This window comes from Paenibacillus sp. PK3_47, from assembly GCF_023520895.1.
Lineage (GTDB): Bacteria > Bacillota > Bacilli > Paenibacillales > Paenibacillaceae > Paenibacillus_AQ.
Genome location: NZ_CP026029.1, coordinates 5,144,951 through 5,165,236, shown reverse-complemented (window position 1 = coordinate 5,165,236; position 20,286 = coordinate 5,144,951). Strand labels below are relative to the sequence as shown.

Genomic DNA, 20,286 nt, shown 5'->3' with positions numbered 1-20,286 from the left:
TTCTGATATAACGTTTGTCCGGCCAAATCTTTTAACATGGCATACGTCTATCATTTTACCAAAATAGAATTTTATAGAAATTAATAGATTGTAACCTTTAAGCTGGAAGGCTCCCAAAGCGCTCTACATAAATGCGCTCAAAAAGACGCCGACCGCCTTCTCCGCCTCAACATCCACGGCTACCTCAATGAATTCCCCCACTTTAGGCTGTGCGCGTAAGTCAGCAACGACCATACCTGAGGTGAACTGCCCCTGATGCTCCACCCGGACCTTCATCTGCCGCCAGGTGAGCAGGTCCGGCCGCAGCGCCGCCATCAGAGCCAGCGGATCATGGAGCGGTGCGCTGTTGATATAATAATTCGCTTCACGGTAGAACTTGAAATAAAACTGCAGGGACTGTTCCATGAAATCAATAATGTCCTTATTCTCTTCCCTGCCGAACTGCTTCAAAAGCCCCAGATGCTCTGACGTGATCCGCGTCTGCAGCGTTACATCCAGCCCGACCATCTGCACAGGCAGCCCCGAAGTGAACACCCGGTCTGCCGCCTCCGGATCGCCCCACAGGTTGGCTTCCGCCACAGGAGCCACATTTCCGGGCTTAAAGATTGTTCCACCCATAACAACAACCTTCTTGAACTTGTCCTTAAGCTGCGGATCTATATCCAGCGCCAGCGACAGGTTGGTCAGACGGCCCAGCGTCACCAGCACCATTTCGCCGGGATTCTCATTGGCCAGCCGTACAATAAAGTCAGGCGCCGGCTCTTCCACCAGACGCTGGGCGGATGGGGGCAGTTCGGCGCCGCCGATGCCGTTCTCCCCGTGGACATGGGCAGAGAAGCCCAGGGTCTCGCGGACAAGCGCTTTTGAAGCGCCAACAGCAACGGGAATTTCATATCCGGGATTCGCCAAAGCCAGCAGTCTCAGCGTATTCTCTGAAGCCTGTCCGACATCAATATTGCCGAAAACGGTAGTGATTCCTTCTACAATTACATTTGGAGCCTTCAGGGCATACAGGATGGCTAGTGCATCGTCAATACCTGTATCGCAATCGATGATCATTCTGGTTGTGTTCATTCTGGTTCTCTCTCCTGTTTCTTCTGTATATATTCACTTTAAAAAAATCTGCCTGATCACCTGAACATTTACTGTCCATGGAAAGATCCGGCAGATTTCATTATGTAGGCAGGTTACATTAAACGCACCTTGCTTACTGTTATTTCACTGCTGTATAAGCTGCTGCCGCACGGCAAAACCGCTGCAGCCCTTCCGCCAGAAGCGATCTCGGGCAAGCCAGGTTAATACGCAAACGGCCTCTTCCCTCAGTTCCGAAGACAGAGCCTTCACTGAAGGCTACTTCTGCCTCCTGGAACATCAGGCGTTTCAATCCGTCAATGTCAAGGCCCAGCTCGCGGCAATCCAGCCATAGCAGGTAAGTCCCTTCCGGACGCATTACTTTGACCTGTGGAAGCTGCTCTTCCAGATAGCTGATGGCATACTCCACATTTCCGGCGATGTACTGGACAAGCCCGTCCAGCCACTCTTCGCCTTCATTATAAGCAGCCTCAACCGCTTCCGGTGCCAAAAAATGCGCCATATGCAGGCTCAGCGTCTTCAGCTTGAGGTCAAACCTCCGCTTCAGCTGCGGATTTTTGGCTACAATGTAAGAGGTCTGCAGGCCCGGCAGATTGAAGGTCTTGGTAGCTGCCAGCGTAGTCAGTGTAATATCGGCAATCTCCTCAGACAACGAGGCAAACGGGATATGTTTATGTCCCGGCAGTGCCAGATCGCAGTGGATTTCATCCGAAATGACAGTCACTCCGTACTGCACGCATAAATCTCCCAGACGCTGCAGGTCCTCACGGCCCCAGACTCTGCCGCCCGGATTATGCGGGTTGCACAGCAGCAGCAGCTTGGCGCCGCCTTTCATCAGCTCTTCAAGCTGGGCATAATCCATCTCATAACGGCCATTCTTCAGAATCAGCGGGTTCTCCGCCACCTTGCGGTTATTCATAAGAATCACATCATAGAACGGATAGTACACCGGCGTCTGAACAATAACCTGATCTCCCGGCTGTGTGAACAGCTCCACCGAAAGGCTGAGGGAAGTAACGATTCCCGGGGAATCTGTGATCCATTCCGGCTTAATCTCCCAGTCATGACGTCTGCGGAACCAATGGACAATGGCTTGTCTGTAGGATTCGCTGGTCACACTGTAACCATAAATCCCACTGCGCACCCGGCGCAGCAGCGCTTCCTGTACAGCCGGAGGACTCTCAAAATCCATGTCCGCCACCCATAGCGGCAGTACATTCTTGTTGCCAAACAGCTTCTCTGATTGATCCCATTTGTAAGAACGGGTATTACTGCGGTCAATTACTCGGTCAAAATCATATTTCAACTTCTTTCACCTCATCCTTATCAGCTTGTCAGATTATTGTAACATAGGGGCCGCATTCCGGCACCCCCCGGCAGCTTCAGCTGCCATGGCGGAGCCGTTCCAGCGACAGTCCGAGCCGTACTTCCTCCAGCGGCTTCAGAACATAGTCTTCAATAGCCTGATCAAACGCCCAGAGGGCATGCTGCTTGCTCTCCGTGATTACCACGATTTGTATAGCCGGAAGCTTTTGCTTCACCAGCTCAGCGACATACATGCCCTGCAGGCCCTGCATCTGAAGATCAAGAAACAGTACATCCGGCTGGAGCTCGATGATCTGATTCAAAGCGCTCTGCGGATGGCAAGACATTCCGACCACAGCGGCTTTTCCAGACTGCTCCAGCATGGCAGCCAGTTTATAGAGATCCTTCTGATTCACATCCAACAAAAACGCTCTGATCATCCCTCTCCCGCCCTTCGCCACCTGAATGATTCAGGCTTTTTAAAATATAAGGGCTGTCCCCGCGTCAGTTGCAACGCGGAGAACAGCCCTGGTTGTCTTTGTGCTGCGGTCTAAGCTGTCTACTGCTGCCTGTAGACTGTCTTACTTAAGTGCTGCCGGCAGCAGGCTGCGAAGATCATCATTATTCACAATTAAATGAATATTGTTCATGGTCCGCAGGGAACCGGAAATTACACCGGCAAGCTGTCCGTGTGCATCCAGCAGCGGACCGCCGGACATTCCGCTTGCCACCTGTGCGGAGGTTAGAATCCGGCTTCTGCCGTTAATCTCCGCTGCAGGTGTATTAACAATCCCCTCAGTTATAATGCTGGTGTTCTTCAAAGGATAACCCAGTGCAAACACAGCTTCTCCATGTTCTACCGCTTCTTTGCGTATCTTAAGATAGGCATAGGCATTACCTTTTATTTTCATCGCGGCAGGCGATGGCAGCTCGAGCACTGCGAGATCCTTAACCTCATCGGATTTTGTCACCTTGATCGGACTGATAACCGTTCCGTCTGCCATGACACCCTCCATCCGCTGAGCACCTTTTACGACATGATATGCCGTTGCCGCAGTTCCGCCCGGGGACAGGATGATTCCTGTACCCGTGGAACTTGCCGTTCCGTCGCTCTTCAGCACCCGAAGATAGAACATTGCATTTTCGGCGAGCTGGAAGCTTTGTTCGGCATTATTTACGGCCGGTGTATCGGCATTGGTTGTGCCGGAATAGAGAAATGCAGCGGATAGTAAGGTTAAGATCAGGCAAAGAACAGACAGTTTTCTTTTCATCCGCTAATCATTCCTTTCCGATTACTTCACTGCAGCAATGATATCCTGATAAGCCCAGTGGGTAGCAGGTACATCACCAAACTTCACTGCAGTTACATTCAATTTCTTGGTACCGGCAATCCGGTTAATTAATACTACTGCTTGTGCACGTGTAATTTGTGCATTTGGTTTGAACGTACCGTCAGGGAACCCTTGCACATAACCTGCCTTGGACAAGGCGTTAACATATTGCTCCGACCAATGGCCCTTCAGATCGGATTGTTTGGTAATTCCGGCATTGGAAGTGTCAAGTTTCAGTACGGTGGTCATGATTTTGGAGAACTCTGCTCTTGTCAGACCTTGCTGTCCGCCAAATCCGCCGTTCGGATACCCTTCAACAATGCCTGCGGAAGCAAAGAATGAAGTCAGCTCCACATTCTCGGCAGTCACATCATTGAACAGGTTTCCTACATCTACTTGCTCCATATCCAGAAGCGGTGCCAGTGCAGCAATTGTTTCGTATCGGGTAATCGCCGCATTTGGTTTGAACAATCCGTTAGGATAAGCCGCCATGTACTTAATGTCACCGGCATTGCTCTTCAGTTCAAACTTGGCATTCTCTACAGCATAATCAATGGTAATGACCGTATCGTCCTTATCGGTAATCATTTTGATGGTCATATCGCCTGTAATCAGAATTTCACCGGTATACTTCTTGCTGTTCACCGTCGGTGCGCTGCCGTCAGTAGTGTAATAGATCGTTTGCCCTTCCGGTGCAGTCAGCTTCAGCTTACTGTTCTTGGCAACGGCAACCGGTGCTTCGCTGTCGCCGTTCACAGTCGCGTTGCTGGTGATCGCCGTAATGGCCGGTTCCTTGACAGGAGCAGGTGTAGCGATAGGAGCGATTGGACCGCCACCGCCGCCGCCTCCGCCGCCGCCGCCGCCGCTAGGAGGAGGGGTTACCAGCGTCCAGGTACGGCTTGTTACAGGACTGTACTCTTTACCTTCAGCTATAGTGATAGCCTTAATCGTCGTAGTAGCCTTTAGAATAAGTGCATCGCTGTACAGCAGGGATGCTTCCGTAGGATTTGAACCGTCCAGCGTGTAATAGATGCTGCCGCCCGGCTCTTCCGTTGTCAGTTCAACCTTAATTTCATCGGTAAAGGTTGTATCAACAGGTTTGGCAACTGGTGCCAAGGCAGCCGGCTCAGGGTATTTCAGGGCAGCTGCATTCACTGTAATACTTCTGCTTTGTCCTCCTGCTGTTGCCTTCAGTACTGCGCTGCCACCCTGTTTTAAGGTTCCTGCAGCACCGTTCACTGCAGCCTTGGACGGATCTGCACTCCATATCAGCGTTCCGCTGGCGCTCATTTTGAATGCTGAGCTTACACGGTTAATCAGATCCTGCGGATCCAGGATTACAGCCGCGGAAGCAAGCGTTCCTTCATCGGTGCCATTGAAAGCAAGAAGTAGCGGATAGAACGTATTCTGCGCTTGCCAGATTCCGGCATCCAGACCCGCTGGAAGATTCGGACCGGTAAGCTCTGTACCAAGAAGCCCCATTGCACTGCTGCTGTTGCCAGCTACTGCTTTGCCGTCCAGATTGTAGAAGGCAATATTATTCTTCAGCATTTGTCTGTTGAACAAGGATTGGCTGATCGTTGCCCGGTCAGACTTCTGTCCGGCAATCCCCCCGAAGAAGGCCTGCATCGGCAGAATTCTGCCTTTCACTCCAGCTTTAACTTCTCCGGTATTCAGGGAAGAAGTAATGGATCCGCTCTCGACCAGACCGGCGATACCGCCCGCCCATGCTGTAGAGGTTCCTTCTGCGGAGACTGCTCCGGCAGAATAGCTGTTCTTGATCTCTCCTGCGTTCAGACCGCTGATCCCGCCGGCTATAGCCTGGGCCGAAGCCACATGGAGATCGCCGTAAGACATTGACTCGGTGATCGTACCTTCCGCACTGTTCTCACCGGCAATTCCGCCGGCTGCCAGTGTCGCGGCAGCGTCAATATTGCCTTTGGATACCGCTTGGTGAATAACTCCGGCGTTGCGTCCGGCAATTCCGCCAATGCGGCCTTGCCCGGAAAGCTTGACCCCGTCATTAGAAGCCTTCTCGATGGTTCCTTGGTTTACACCTGCAGTTCCGCCTGCTGCAGCACTGCCAACTACAGAACCGCTGACGTTCACGTTGCGGATGACTCCATCTTTGTGGTTGATCCCTGCAGCCGCACCGGAATTTACTGCGCCGGAAATATCTGCTGCGGTAAAGTTAACATTCAGAATTTGACCATGGTTTTCTTTGATGAATCCGGCGTACTGCTGCTCTGCCTTATTCAGTGAAAGTCCGCTAACCGTATGCCCTTGGCCGTCAAATACTCCCTTGAAGCTGTTGAAAGCGGTCCAGGTGCTTCCGGCCAGATCGATATCCGCTCCAAGCAGGATGGTTGCCAGCTCCGGTTTGTCTTCAGCAGTTCTGTTGAACAGCTTGTAATAATTGAATCCTGTCTCGTTATAGAACATGACTGCGCCTGCAAGCTGCAGTGGTGTCCGTACTGTAATGGTTCCGTCAGTCAGATCATTCAGGAATGTGGTGTCATAATCGATAATCCATGTACCTGAGAGCAGCGGGTTAACCGCATCTGACTTCACAGCCCCTGCAGCCGCACCTGCGTTACGGCCTACAGCACTCAGTCCTGCCGTTACCATACCTGTCGTATAAGAAGATCCGGAAATTTTACCGTCCCGGAAGTTATAGCCGACCAGTGCGCCTGTAGAGACATTATTGCCTGCTACATTAACAGAAATTTGCGGAACATTGGCATATACGCCGCTCAAAGTTCCGTCATTATAGCCGGCAAATCCACCGTTGTAAGAACGGGTGGAGGACTTCACTCCAATGGTTGAAATCTTGTTCTGCAGTGCATAAGAGCTGCTGATGCTTCCGCTTCTCTCCACCGATGCTGCAAAACCGCCGCTGCGGGTGTCGAAGCCTGTGTTGCTGATGTCACCGGAAGCATAGGCATCCGTGATCAGGAAATGATCCACCGAGCCTGCGAAGCCGCCGACATAGGAACCCAGTCTGCCGCTGACATTCAGTTTACCTGTTGCATAGGATGTTTGAATTTGTCCTTTGCGGGTATCATTCTCACCCAGAAGTCCGGCAAAGCCGCCTGCATAGATTGTGTTATCCTGATTGGTATCTGTAATTTGTACCGGAATATCCGTATGGGTATGTGTAATTTCAATGACATCCCCCAAGCCGACTACACCGCCGGCACGTGTTGCCGGTACAGATTGTCCAAGTGTTAATGCCGAACCGATTTTAAGAGCTTGTCCGGAATCGGAAATAACTTTACTGTAATGAATCTCACCGCCGAGTCCCCAGCCAATAAGTCCCCCTGCATTAATGACTCTGCTGGTATCTGCGTACAGACCGCTCTTCACGATCGTATCTACAATAATACCGTTGCTGTACCCGGCAACTCCGCCTGCATTCGCTGTATTGCCGCCGGTCACATTCAGAGCAGTTGCAACCTCCGAGCTGTAGATCGAAGCATTATTGTTCTTGCCTGCCAGACCGCCTGCAAACAAATCAGCAGTATTGTCTGTTCCTGTTACCGTAATATTGCCGTTATGAACCTTGGCAATATAAATACCGCTGTACAGTGGATAAGCTTTTCCGAAGTCATAGCCCCGATCCATATCGTCCGCTGTGATAATTCCGGCGATTCCGCCGGCAGATACTTCAACATTCTTCGCCGCCACCTGAACTTCAGGGGACGCATCCGCATTATAGAGGATTGAATTGTGTCCTTCACCCAGTACCCCACCGGCTGAGATCGTCTCTCCGGCTGCCTGGATAGAAGCATCTGCACGGACATCATTGATTGCTGTCCCTGTTGTTATACCCGCGACTCCGCCGATAACAGCCTTCAAGCTGTCAGCTGTAGTCGCCAGTGTTACGCCTTGAACTGAGGCTTTATCGATATCAAAACTGTTAGTCTCCATAGTACGGGCTAACAGTCTGCCGCCGAGTTTGCCTTCTTTAGCTCCCACAACACCACCGACAGAACCGTTAGCAGTCAGTTGAACACCGTTGCCGGAGCCTGTCACTGTAACATTGCTGATGCTGTTTCCGGCATCCGATTGTCCAATGATTCCGCCGAGGACGGAGTCAAGGCCGCTTGCCTCAATCGAACCATCTGCGAAAGTCAGTGTAAGATCTTTTGCCTGACCGGAAATAAACTGTCCGATTATTCCTCCGGTAACGGATTCCATACCCGTGGAGGAAATCTTGTATCTGGAATTCACTTCAAAGTTCAGACCTGTCACATCGCCGTTCTGTACGCCGATAAGACCACCGACAACTGCACGGTCTGCTGCACTGCCGATGCTGCCTTCCTTATCGTTGAACCCGTAGGCCGAAGGAGTAAGATCCACGTTGTTCTCACCGATAAAACCTCCGGCAATACCGTCCTCAGCAATGGTCTCAATCCGGCTTCCGCCATCCAGCGTAAGATTCAAGCCGGTAACTGGCCCTGAGTTGCTGCCGATCACTCCGCCGACAATCCCGCCGCTGACTTTCAATCCGTTTAGCAATTTAAGATCAACATTAGTAACTGTACCCAGGTTCATCCCCGCAAGTACCCCGGTATACCCGTTACCTGCCACAGAAAGTGGCTCCAGAGTGACGTTCTGTACAACAGCCTTTGTTCCGATCACTCCGAATAATCCGGAATACGTGTACACTGGCTGCAGAGTCAAGCCATCAATCAAATGATTGTTTCCTTCAAAGGTTCCTTCAAAAGGATTCTCTTCAGCGCTTCCGATGGGTACCCACTGTTTGGACTGGATGTGGATCGGATTCATGACCGTCACCGTTCTGTCCGCAAAGTCAAATTTGTTAACACCGGCAATCGTGCCGTTGACGATGCCAGCAAGACCGGCAAGCTCTGCTTCCGTAGTAATCTGGAAGTTGATAGCCTCTTTATCTTTCATATACCAGTTAATATTGGCATTAACATCATTGCCGATTTCTCCGCCGGTATTAGCTGCACGGTTTACCTCAGGATATTGATAGACCGCATTCAGCGAGCCGTATTTCCAGGCTCCGTTAAAGTCCCAGCCCGATAATCCCGGGAAGACCGTTCTATCCTTAAGTGTTTCCGACAGAATGGTTGTCAGCCGCACATGCACGTTCAGCCAGCGGTGATTGCCCTCAGCAAAATCAGGCAGATCGCGGTTGATGTTCAGTGCTTCGTCTTTAATATAGTAGGACTTGTAGATCAGTTCTTTACTTGCGTTATCATAACGCCCGGCGAAACCGCCGGCATATGCGCCCGAACCCGCAGTAACATCTGCTGCTGAGTATACATTGCTTACTTTACCGTTCGTAATCCGGCCGATGAATCCTCCGACGTATGAATTAGCTTTGGCAGCTGCAACACTTTTCGCAACATAAGAGTTCTTGATTGTTCCGCCGGAGTGCTCTCCGACCAGACCCCCAACGATGGTGTAGATGTTGTTGGCTTTAACATTGGAGGAAGCGTAGGACTGCTCCACTGTACCAGCCGTATTTCTGCCGATCAGTCCCCCCAGGAAGACCGAACCGCTTGCTGTTCCTTTTGCATTACCGGTAACATCAATATCTACATAAGAGCCAAGAACTGCACCCGCATTTTCACCGGCCAATCCGCCGGCATGGGTACCTGTACCCTCAATGGTCAGGTTGGAATTGGAATACGTATAATAGAGCGTTCCTGAAGCAGTATTCACACCGGCCAACCCGCCGATGATGGAAGAATCTCCTCTGGAAATTACCGTGATTTTATCTGTAATACTGTTATTGGCAATCAGACTGCGGTTTTCTCCGACCATTCCGCCCACGATTGAAGTAGGGGCTTCTGCGGATACATTACCAACCGCACGTGTATTCTGAATCGTGCTGACCGCTACAGCGGGATTCAATACCGGATCAATGGTCTGGGCTGCATTAAGGCCCACAATGCCCCCAATCATTGATGATACCGCTCCGGCGTTCGCTTTCAAATTCAGAGTACTGATATAACTGTTTGCAATGATTCCGGAAGAGCTGCCATGGTTATAGCCTGCAAACCCGCCGGCAGTAGCACGCGGCGCATTAACCGTCACGCTGATCGTTGTTCCTGTCAGACGGTCAAGCTTGGAGGCTTCGTTGTAGCCTACTATACCGCCAATATAGGCATCCGTGGCGGCTGGCTGAACCAGAATGAACGTGCTCTCCAAATTGACGATTTTGCTGTCACTCGTAATGCTGCTGTTCTCCAGAGTACCCGCCAGGCCGCCGACTGCCGGTTTAGCAGCCAGCACCTGGATGAACATTTCGGCTCCATCCTCCGCGTTCACTTCCGGATCTTGAATATCCGTAGTTATAGCAGATCCTACGATCGCTCCTGCTTTGGCTTCCACAGCGCTTAGTGTAATCATAGGGTCGTTGCCTGGAACATTTACCACAGCCGACTTTATACCTGCCCGGTTGGCCGGATCTGCTGTTCCTTCCGAATGCCCGGCAATTCCGCCAGCTTCTGCACGTACACCTTTAGCTTCTATAGTCAGCTGGGTAACGGTAGCGTTAACCAGTTGTCCGTCATTCAGACCGGTATTACCGCCAAGCTGGTGATCCGCACCTGTTGAGGTGATGATTACATTCTCAGCATGATTGTACGGATCAGCTGCTGCCGAATGGTTCTCGCCGAACATTCCGCCCGCTTTTACTGATGCGCCTGCAGCGTTGATTTCAATCCGGTTTGTGTGACCGTTGAATTCGGCTGCCGAGTTATTCCCTGCACCGCCGCCGAAGCTTACCTTGTCGGCCAGCAGTTCAACCTTTATATCCTGTACTTCCACAGGCACGGCCGCAGTGCCGATTACAGCATCTGCAGTAAGCTTTCCGGCTGCGCCCCCGATGGTATAACCGCTCTTGCCGGCTTCATTCAGGAAGCTGATCCGGGCAGCCTGGCCGCCGTTCAGAATCAGAGGTTTCGTGTTCACACCTACAAGTCCGCCGAAGGTGATATGATCCTGACCGTCTGCAGGAGCAGCTACCACAGCTTTCAGAATTAATGTGCTGTAGTCCGTTGAGGCTGCATCCCCGGCAGTGATGCCGTTCATGGTTCCTTGCGCGTTACCGGCAATCCCGCCGACAACCCCGCCTTGGGAAGTCACTTGAAGTGTTGCATATTTAGCTGCAGAATCATTCACTGTACCTTCCAGATAACCGGCAATTCCGCCGATTGTCCCGTCAGAGGTTACCGCGAGAAGATCTGCTGCCGTTTTACCAGTTACAGCTGATGAAATGGTTCCGCCGGCTTCATATCCAACGATACCGCCGGTGTATACATCTGCTGTACCTTTTACAAGCAATGTTCCTTTGGAGGATACCTGGCTCATATTCCCGCCGGCATCATAACCCGCGATACCGCCAGTATATATCTGTGTTCCCCCGTTAACAGTAATAGCCCCTGTATTCTCAAATGCTGCAGCTGCAGCATTGCTGGTTACCAGACCGCCTGCAGCATGACCGACAAATCCGCCGGTAGATACATTCTGTGTACCTGTCGCTGTAATCGGCTGAGAATTCACGTAAGCATTCGTCCAGGTGAATTTGCTTCCGGTGTACCCGGCAATTCCTCCTGTATATACATTTTTGTTACCGTTGTTTACAACCGGAGCGGTATTCACAAATGTAATGTGTACATCCGGGCTGACCACCGTACCTGTAGCCCCTACAAGTGCTCCGGCTGCCGAACCTTCTGCCGCTGGGGCATTAACCGTAACCGCACCATTATTAGTGCTCATGTTAGAAAATACTACGGTGCTGTCTACTTTACCGGCAATCCCGCCTGCAGTAACCTGGCTGCCGCCAGCAATCGTAACAGAAGCATGGTTGGTAATCGGTGTATCCTCATCACTCAGACTGAGGTGTCCGGCAGTATGACCGACAATCCCGCCTGCGGTGAGAACATCGCTGCCCGTCCCTTGAGCAAGAATAGCGGCAGAGGCACTGTTCACCACTTTTTTGATGATGATGCCGCTGGTATCACCGTAACCCATAATTCCGCCGATATCCGCAGAGCCTTGGGTTGTAACGGTTCCATTATTAATAGAGTTAGAGATCATTCCTTCGCCCATTCCGACAATCCCGCCAGCATAGGCATGGTACGAAGAAGCATTGATACTGATATTGATATTGTTGGTAATGTCGAAAACAATGCTGCTGCCGCTCATTTTCCCTACTGCGGCTCCTGCATAGATATCATAGGTTGCACCGGTGACAGTGATCGAGTTGGTCTGGTCAAACGTCAGACCGCCCACTGTACCGCCAACCATGTTTCCTACAATTCCCTGATAGGACAAATTGGAAACGACGTTCATATTCGAGATGGTCTTGATTGAACCACCCTCTGTGATCAAGGTTCCCTTGAAAGGATGCTCGGCTGTACCGATAGGAATCCATTGATAGTCCTTCAGGTCCATATTTCGGGTGATTTCCAGAATTTTGTCATCCAGGCCGTCTACAGTCCCGCTGTTAACCAGCTTGGCAACCCCCGCAAGTTCCTTTTCATTTTTAATTTTGAAGGTCTGATTGGTTGATACATACCAGTTCGTATCAGCCACGCTGTCCCAGGTCTGCGGATCTGCCTTGGCGTTAATCCCTCCGGCAACTGCCGCAACGACCACCACTGCCAACGCTATTAGATAACCTATAATTGATTTCCGCTTCAAAGCCACTTAGACACCACCCATATTTTATTGTGTATTTCCAGCAGAGTGTGCCCGCACTCCACAATTGGCGGTACGGGCACATTCTTCTTATTGCTCGGCTGTAATCAATTGATCAAATCTGATAGCGATAGCTGCCGCCTGTTCACGCGTAAGCGGACTGGACGGATTCACCTTGCCGTCCTCGCCAAGGATAATACCGTTTTTGATGCTCAGCGCTGCCGCTTTTCTTGCCCAAGCCGGAACTTTATCCTTGTCGGTAAAGCTGTCCAGGATGGAGGCTGTCTCAGCGTCAGAGAGTTCATTGCCTGTGCTGACAAGCGGCAGCAATCTGCCCAGCATTGTCATCGCTTCGATCCGTGTCAGCGTATCCTGAGGCGCATATTTGCCGCCATCAAGTCCGGTGACAATCCCCAGCTGGGAAGCAATGGAGACGCTGCGGTTATACCAGCTGCTGCTGCTGACATCGCTGAAGCCGGCAGAAGCTGCCTGCTTGTTCATCAGACCGGCAACGCGCAGCAGAATCGTTGGATACTCTGCTCTTGTTACTTTACCTTTCGGATCAAAGGTATCGGCTGATTTTCCTAATACGAACAGCTTGGCTGATGCTGCTGCAATACTATCCTTGCCCCAGCCTGCCGGCATATCCTTGAAGTTCTTCTGATTGCGGATGAAGTAGAGGCTGCCCTCTCCAGTCAACTGCACGTTCACGGCCGCTGCGCTGTCATCCAGCTTCCAGGGGACAGTAGTCCAGTTACCGGCTGCATCCTTCAGCACGACGGCTGTAATTTCATTTGCTGCAAGCGGAGATGGGATAGCCATCTTAGCTGCCAATGCCGGGGTCCAGCTGCCTGCCGGCAGGTTGGCCGTAACATTTACCCCTTGTCCAGCCGCCATAAGCGTGAAGCCCTGCTGATCTGCGATGACCTGCATCGCCTGCTGATCAGCACTGCCGTTCTGGCCAATACCGATGACCAGCTCGCCATTCACTCCGGCAAGATTCTCAGGAGCAAGTACCAATTGGCCCATCGGAACTTCAATAGTCACCTTTTTCTTCGCTGAGACGGCTTGCCGGACTACATTCTGATCCACTTGGATGCGGAATGCACGTGCAGCAGGATCTGCAGAGGTTACTGTAATGTCGTGATCTGCGGACACTTCTTTATCGGTAATCCGGATCACGGCTGTGAGACCATTCCATTCCGTAACAACCGGCTGCCCGTTGACAGTCACTTGCGCTGCTTCGGCTGGTGCTTCTTCTTCCTCAACAGGCAGTACGACACCTGGAGTACCGCCTGCGCCTCCGCCGCCTGCGCCGAAACCGCCGCCACTGCTGGTCCATACATTTGCTTTAATCTGACCTGCGGCCATGACCAGCTTATCGGTAGAAGTCCGTTTCGCCAGTACAACAACATCACCCGGATTCACACTGATGACTCCATCCAGCGGAAGCAGACTCCACGAGCTCACATCCTGCTTAAAGCCCGGAATTACTGCAGCATTGCTGCTATAAACTTTATAAGCAATCTGCTGTCCGGTCATATCTCCTGAGGAGGTGACCGTAATCTTGGTGCGGCTGCTGTCCCCGCTAATGGAGCTGGAGCTTGCTTCAAGCTTGCCCAGTTCCTGCGGTTTCGGTACAGCCACCGTCGAAACGAGCATACCTTGAAGGGTTACACCTTCGGACACCTGATACTCTGCTTCGATCAGGCTGGAGCCTGTCGCAAGCGCCGTAATCTTGCCGTCTGCCGACAACGAGATTGCATCACCTGAAGCTACGGTGTAAGTCAGATTCTCCAGATCTTTTGCCGGAATCGGCTCTTCCTTGAATTTAGGTTTGCCGTTAGCGTCTTTGCCGTCCGAAACCTTGAGGTAAGCCTGTACTTTGTCCAGCTCACCCGGCTTCAGCGTTTCCGCTCCCTTCAGAACAAGGGCAACCGGAACTTTGTAGCCTGCGTTTGTAATATCTACAACCGCTGTGTTGCTATTTTTCGCTTCATCTGCAGCCACAATGTTAAGAGCTACAGAAGGTTCAGAAGAATTGATTTTCACTGTTCCGTCAAAGCTTCCCGTCAACGGATCAACCGTGATTGGCGTGGAAACCTCAACTTCTTTATAGGTTCCGTTAGCCTGCTGTTGGTTCACCATATATTTGGCTTCGAGCAGGGTTCCGGTTGTTGTGGTTCCCGCTACACGCACTTCGCCGTTCGCTGTTCTTTCACCCGTTACCGGCTGATCAAGATAGAGAACCGGTGCGATGGTGTCCACAGTCATATACAGCATCGTAACCGAGATATCCTGGGTCGCCGTGTTTCTGGCTCTCAGTTCGAGAGCAAACGGACCGTCTGTCTGGAACTGGTCGAGATTCAAAACGCCTTGGCTGCCGCCGCCGGCCTTGTTGGTCAAAGCTACCTTCGCGATGGATTTCTCAGCATTGAAAACTTCCACCGTCACATTGGACTGGTCTGAAGTGAGCGTCAGTGACTGCTTCGTTTCACTTGTCAGCAAGTTAATGTAGTTTCCGGTGTCTTCCACTGTACCCAATCCGCTCGCTACAGAAAGCTTAGGCAATTTTGGAATCGGCAGCAGCTTCTTGCTGCTGTCCTGGCGCTCGGCATAATGGTAGTTCTGGTTCTTGTCTGCATTCTCCGTCGGAACCGTTGCGGAAGTAACACCGACAACATATTCCGTTCCAACTTCCAGACCGACATACTTGATCTTCGTTACATCCGTAACCGTTCCTTCAAGACTGGTTGTATTCACTTCGTCTGAAGTGGATAACGCCTTCCAGCCGCCGATCAGGATGCCTTCATATTTACCCGTTGCTTCATTCCAGTAAGGCTGAAGTTCTTCTTCGGTGTACAAAATTTCGCCAAACGGAGCATACGACTCCAGCTTGCCGTTCACTACAGACTGCGCATCCACCACAAAGCTGTGCTCAAAAGCTCCATGCCCTGTTTTCTTGGCTCCCGGCTTGAAGGAGAGCGAGAACAGTCCGTTACCGGCAGGTACAACCGAGACGTCACTGACTGCCTGCGGTGCAAGCGGATCAATGAGCTCAAATTTCTGCGGAGAAGTCTTCGTGCCGAAGGTTGCGCTGGATTTCAGCTCAGCCCGCAGATAGTAGTTGCCTTGTCTGAGCAGACCGCGGATATCCTCCGGATTGTCCATCAGCGTTACATTGGTTACATCAATTACGGTGCTGCCGCTGGTTACGCCGCCACTGACCGAACCGCCGGCACCAACAGGTACATCTTTGGCAATCAGCATTCCCGGATCTCCCGGTGAAAGCACCTCTTGCCCATCGATTACAGTCGTTTCTGTGGTTACCGCATCTTCAGCGAGGTACAAGTTCACTGTATCTCCTTCTTCTGCGTTGGCTACTTTCCATGATGCCGTAAATTTATTGACATCCGTACTATTCTTCGCGAGATTTACTTCATTAAGCTGAGGCAGGGTTGGAATATTCATCAGCTTGGTTTCTACAGCCGAAGCTGCTGTAAGCGTCCAGGTTCCGCCTTTTTTAGCCTCATTCTCAGGGATAATAATATAGGCTCTGCGGATATCCACTTCAGCATTAAGCTTGGATGGATCCGGAGATACATCACTCGCAGGAATGTATTGTTTAAAAGCATTGGCCTTAGGATTAGGCTTGTCCAGATCGGCAAAGTCTTCAAACACCACCGGATAGTCTTTACCTGCAGCATCCTGCAGCCTGATTTGCGGCATATCCTTACTGCTGTATTCCATTTCAATAATTGCATTACCGGATGCAGCGCCCATCGGAATCTCATGGATTCTGCCGCCGTTCTTGACTGTAATGCCGCCTACGCCGACATTAACCGATCCGTTCTCAACAATTTTCACACCTTCTGCTACTTCACGGTAGATAATCTCGTGATTTTCTTCCTCGGCAGCAGGGACGGCCGAAGTGGCGAGTGTTTCCACCCCTTCACCAATAACCATCAGGCGCGGTCCAAGTTCGGGATCATCCACTACGAGCTGGATCATACCTTCCGGCAGCTGATCACTGGAAGTACCAAACTCTATGCCTCCGCTCCAGTAGTAGGTAATCCCCAGAGAGATGAAGAGAATGCCGATACTGCCCCATACCTTATCATTGTTGACACCAAGGAACATACTCGACAGCGGCATGCCGCCGACCACCGGAACACTGTTCGGAATCTGTACTTTGGATCCGATATAGCCTTCAAAGTCTGTGCGGTTCTTCTCCAGATTCTGTCCGACGAAGATACCGGCCTTACCGATAATGATATCCCAGCCGCCAATATCCATAGCCGCTTCTACCCGCACAAACCAAGGAGTAACCCACTGTGCTTCGAGCAGTGCTTTGGTCAGCATCGGAAGCCGGTCACCTACATCGGCATCTGCATCCGCCGAGAAGTCCAGTCTTCCTTCAATTTTGAGACCTGTGCGTTTTACCGTCAGATCCACATCCCCGAAGAAGTAAGCCGGAGCTATACCGAACCGGAGGCCTACCCCTGCTTCAATCGTCAGCGGGAACGGATCCTCAGCTGTACCGCCGGCAATGGTATCCGCCAGTTCACGTACAGCACCGCGGATCTCATTCAGGTAAGTTGCCCCGGTGATGAGGATACCCGGTGACGGCAATGTTGCTCCAAAGCCGATGACATCCGGCAGAATCCGGCCGTCCTTGACCTTCTTGAGTGCAAATTCAACCTCAACGCCAAGCATGTTTTTTAACTGTGCATCGAACTTCAGGCCGTACATATTTCCTTCTCCGTCGCCCTGAACCACGTGCTTAATGGTGATTTCTCCGCTTGGAGAGTCCGGTTCATCTTTCTTTTTCTTCGCTGGTTCGAACAAGCCCATGTTGTCCTGCAGGCCGAATCCCAGTGCAGCATCTACTCCATAGAAGCCTGCGCTGTTGAAGATTACATTCTTGATTTCTGCACTTACGACCTTGAGGGACAGCGAGCCTCCGAAGGAGATACCGCCTTCTCTAAGAATATAGTCATTAAAGCTGAAGCCAAAGCCGTCAATGGCAAAGCTTGGAGCTCCGAACAACGACTGCTTATTGAAGTACACATCTTCGATCATAATCTGACGCAGCGGATTCAGTCTGTCACCGACAGCGCCAAGGGCCCATTTCAGACTGCCGTTAAGGCTGCTGTCTTCAGGATTATGTTTCGATTCATTGTCTTTTTTCTCAGTTACCGGCTTTTTGATATTCGTAGGATTGAAGCCGCCGTCTCCAAGGGACTTGGTGAAGCCGTTGAAGAAGTCGAGCGTCCATTCTCCTTTATGGAAAACAAACCCGCTGCTCGCAACGCTAAGGGTTCCATCCCCCTTGATGAACAAGGTATCCATGAATGGCATATCCGCAGGCTGGGATTTCCCGAAGATATCCAGCTTCCCGCGTACAAAAGCCAAATCCTTGCCTGTATAGGCTACGGCATCGTTGATGATGGCCGGTTCTGTTTTGGTATCGACGATAACCTGCTCATCTTTACCCGTACCGACCTGCTTGATCATCCCGCGGATTGTAACCAGAATCTCGCGGTCAAATTTAGCATCCTTTGCATCTACTTCCTTTTGGAAGTTTTCATAATCTTTTTCCGTTGCAAACAGTTTATATGCATACATCGGAGTCTCTTTTAAAGCTGCATCATCCATAAACTCTTTAAGATCAAAAGCAGGATCTACCGCTTTGCTTGCCGCTCCGATTAATGCCTTGGTCTGCTTGTAGCTTGTAACAGCGGAGTACAGGAACGCTCCGTCTTTAAAAGGTTTGTTCGGGAACAGTGAATTCAGCTGATCCAGCAGTTCACCTTTTACCGAAGCTCCGTTTGACAAGCCGCTGACATCCACGGCTTCTCTGTACAGAGCCAGGACTCCGGCTTCGCGGATCCGAGTATCATTATTATCTGTAACCAGGAAGGATTGCGGAGTCGTGATATCGTATAAGGCCGCAATTTCCTCGTCGCCTCCGGCATCCCCTTTATAGTCGATCTCTACCTGATATTCGCCAAGCGGCAGTTCAGGACCCAGACCGCTTTTCAGCACATTGCCGCCCTTATCCACTTGATCTCCGCCGCGGTACGTAATCCGCATGGCGCCGGAGAATCCGTCGTCAGTCGGCTGCATAATTACTGCATCCTGCACATTGACCTTGTAACGGTCTCCCGTTGCCTTATTCTTCAGGAACAGGTCAAAGTTCGGTGCGGTAGTGGCATTACCTGTATTATAGGCTTCAATGTTCGACAGGTTCACAGTCACATACTTCACGTCTGTGCTGTAGAGCTCCTTCGGTGACAGCGCGTAAGAATACGTAGCTGTTGCTTCGCCTACCGGCGGAAGCAGAATGAAGTTCGTACGCGTAGATTCATACTGCGCTCTGATCCCTTCATCTTCGATGCCCTCAATCTTGCCTTGCGTTTCCGGGCTTCTCGCAGAAATCATATATTCCTTTGTGATCGGCCAAGGTCTGCCTTTAGCCTGTACACGGAACGTCGCTGTTATTGCGTCACCCGGTTTGTACTTCGGCTCAATGCCCATTGCAGCTTCTTCAGGAGTAGCTGACTTTTTGAATTCCAGCATTTTGCTGCGGTCATTTTCCAGGACCGGATTGCCGTTCGCATCCAGGACATCTCTTCCGTTTTCATCCTGCCTTACGAAGCTGAGGCCGCTCTCCAGCGTCATCTCCACTTCGATTTTGGAGTGCTCCATATTATAAGCCTGCAGATTTTCAACCTCGGCTGTGACAGTGAAAACTCCGTTATCCACGTACTTCGACGGAACGGTTTCGCCTTGTGCCAGCGGAGCAGTAGCCAGCTGCTGAACCTGGTCTACGTAGCGTATTGAGAATACTTTGTCAGGAGCGGTAAGCTCTCCGAGACCGTATACAGTCTCGAAGCTCTGGAAGCCTCCGGCTGCCAGCTTCTCCGGGTTCCAGTAGAAGGCAACCGCAGAATCCGCTGTTCCGTAATCATTGGTGTCTCTGGTGAAATCCAGATTCGGATGCACCTCATAATCCCATTTCGTATTTGCCAGGCCGTTCCAGTGCCCGACAATCATCTCATCCACAATATTAATGTTCTGTTCCGCAAAGTTATTGAAGCCATAAGCTACAACATTCGTTGCCTGCGGATTGCTCAGATCCAGCTTGTCGCGCATGACCCAATAGGAAGGAATCTTGAAGTACGCTCTGTCCTCTTCAGGGATTCCGGCATTATCCTCCGGATTATGCACCAGCTTCCGCTCTACCTGCAGCGGAGACTTGTAAGCTGTGCCGATTTGGAACTGCGGTCCATCGTTGCCGCCGACCATCGTATCCAGCAGGATCCGGCTGCCGATTTGAACCTCCGCATTGCTGCGGTTGTTCACTTCATAGCGGACGTTAACATTACCGGAATTGACAGCATCCCCGCTGTCGGTGTAGAGCATCAGAATTTGTTTGATCTCTACGCCTTTGATCTTCCAGATCATTTCCAGTTGCTTAGTGCCGTTAGAATTCTCCACCACTTTAGGTGCAGTAGTCTCTGAATAATGGCTGTTGTCGAACTTGTATTTGTTTCCGTAAATATAATCGGTTCCGTCAATCCGGAACGTCGTGAATGACGTTTCCGGGTCATCTCCCTGGAACAGCAAATTTACGTTATCGTCATTTTTGCGGATCGGCTGACCTTCCACAGTCCGGATACCGTAGCGTCCGGTTTCGTTATCCAAAGTAACTTTAATGAAGTTATTTTGGATAACGGTTGTCTTTGTACTGCTGGCCGCCTCTACGAGAGCATGAAAGCTCTCGGAGGTGGACAGGAATACCATGATAAATGTGAGCATTACCGCCGTAATGCGTTTAAACAAATTCACCTAGCGTTCCCCCTGTTCATCT

The 20,286-nt window shown here is 51.1% G+C and carries 6 protein-coding genes; all 6 read right to left on the bottom strand.

All coding sequences use genetic code 11. The features are described 5' to 3' along the window. Nucleotides 1-123 precede the first annotated feature (123 nt). Nucleotides 124-1,074, bottom strand: a complete 951-nt coding sequence (locus C2I18_RS22305; protein WP_249897924.1) for a nucleoside hydrolase — start codon at nucleotides 1,072-1,074, stop codon at nucleotides 124-126. Between the two features lie 139 nt (nucleotides 1,075-1,213). Then, entirely contained in the window at nucleotides 1,214-2,398 is a 1,185-nt protein-coding gene (locus tag C2I18_RS22300) for a MalY/PatB family protein (RefSeq protein ID WP_249897923.1), read from the bottom strand. A gap of 76 nt (nucleotides 2,399-2,474) precedes the next feature. Next, nucleotides 2,475-2,837 carry a LytR/AlgR family response regulator transcription factor gene (locus tag C2I18_RS22295; RefSeq protein WP_249897922.1) on the bottom strand — a complete coding sequence of 121 codons (363 nt, stop codon included), beginning with the start codon at nucleotides 2,835-2,837 and terminating at the stop codon, nucleotides 2,475-2,477. A gap of 141 nt (nucleotides 2,838-2,978) precedes the next feature. Further along, the gene (locus tag C2I18_RS22290) at nucleotides 2,979-3,668 is read right to left on the bottom strand and encodes a S1 family peptidase (RefSeq protein WP_249897921.1); all 690 of its coding nucleotides are present in this window, start codon (nucleotides 3,666-3,668) and stop codon (nucleotides 2,979-2,981) included. A 21-nt stretch (nucleotides 3,669-3,689) separates the two neighbouring features. Beyond that, nucleotides 3,690-12,371, bottom strand: coding sequence for a chitobiase/beta-hexosaminidase C-terminal domain-containing protein (locus tag C2I18_RS22285; protein ID WP_249902202.1), 8,682 nt, complete (start codon nucleotides 12,369-12,371; stop codon nucleotides 3,690-3,692). 129 nt (nucleotides 12,372-12,500) lie between these two features. Beyond that, nucleotides 12,501-20,264, bottom strand: a complete 7,764-nt coding sequence (locus C2I18_RS22280; RefSeq protein ID WP_249897920.1) for an S-layer homology domain-containing protein — start codon at nucleotides 20,262-20,264, stop codon at nucleotides 12,501-12,503. Nucleotides 20,265-20,286: the final 22 nt, after the last annotated feature.

What these genes read in the sequence shown, in the direction of transcription:
- C2I18_RS22305 (WP_249897924.1), bottom strand. Translation starts at nt 1,074, where the DNA reads ATGAACACAACCAGAATGATCATCGATTGCGATACAGGTATTGACGAT.
- C2I18_RS22295 (WP_249897922.1), bottom strand. Translation starts at nt 2,837, where the DNA reads ATGATCAGAGCGTTTTTGTTGGATGTGAATCAGAAGGATCTCTATAAA.
- C2I18_RS22290 (WP_249897921.1), bottom strand. Translation starts at nt 3,668, where the DNA reads ATGAAAAGAAAACTGTCTGTTCTTTGCCTGATCTTAACCTTACTATCC.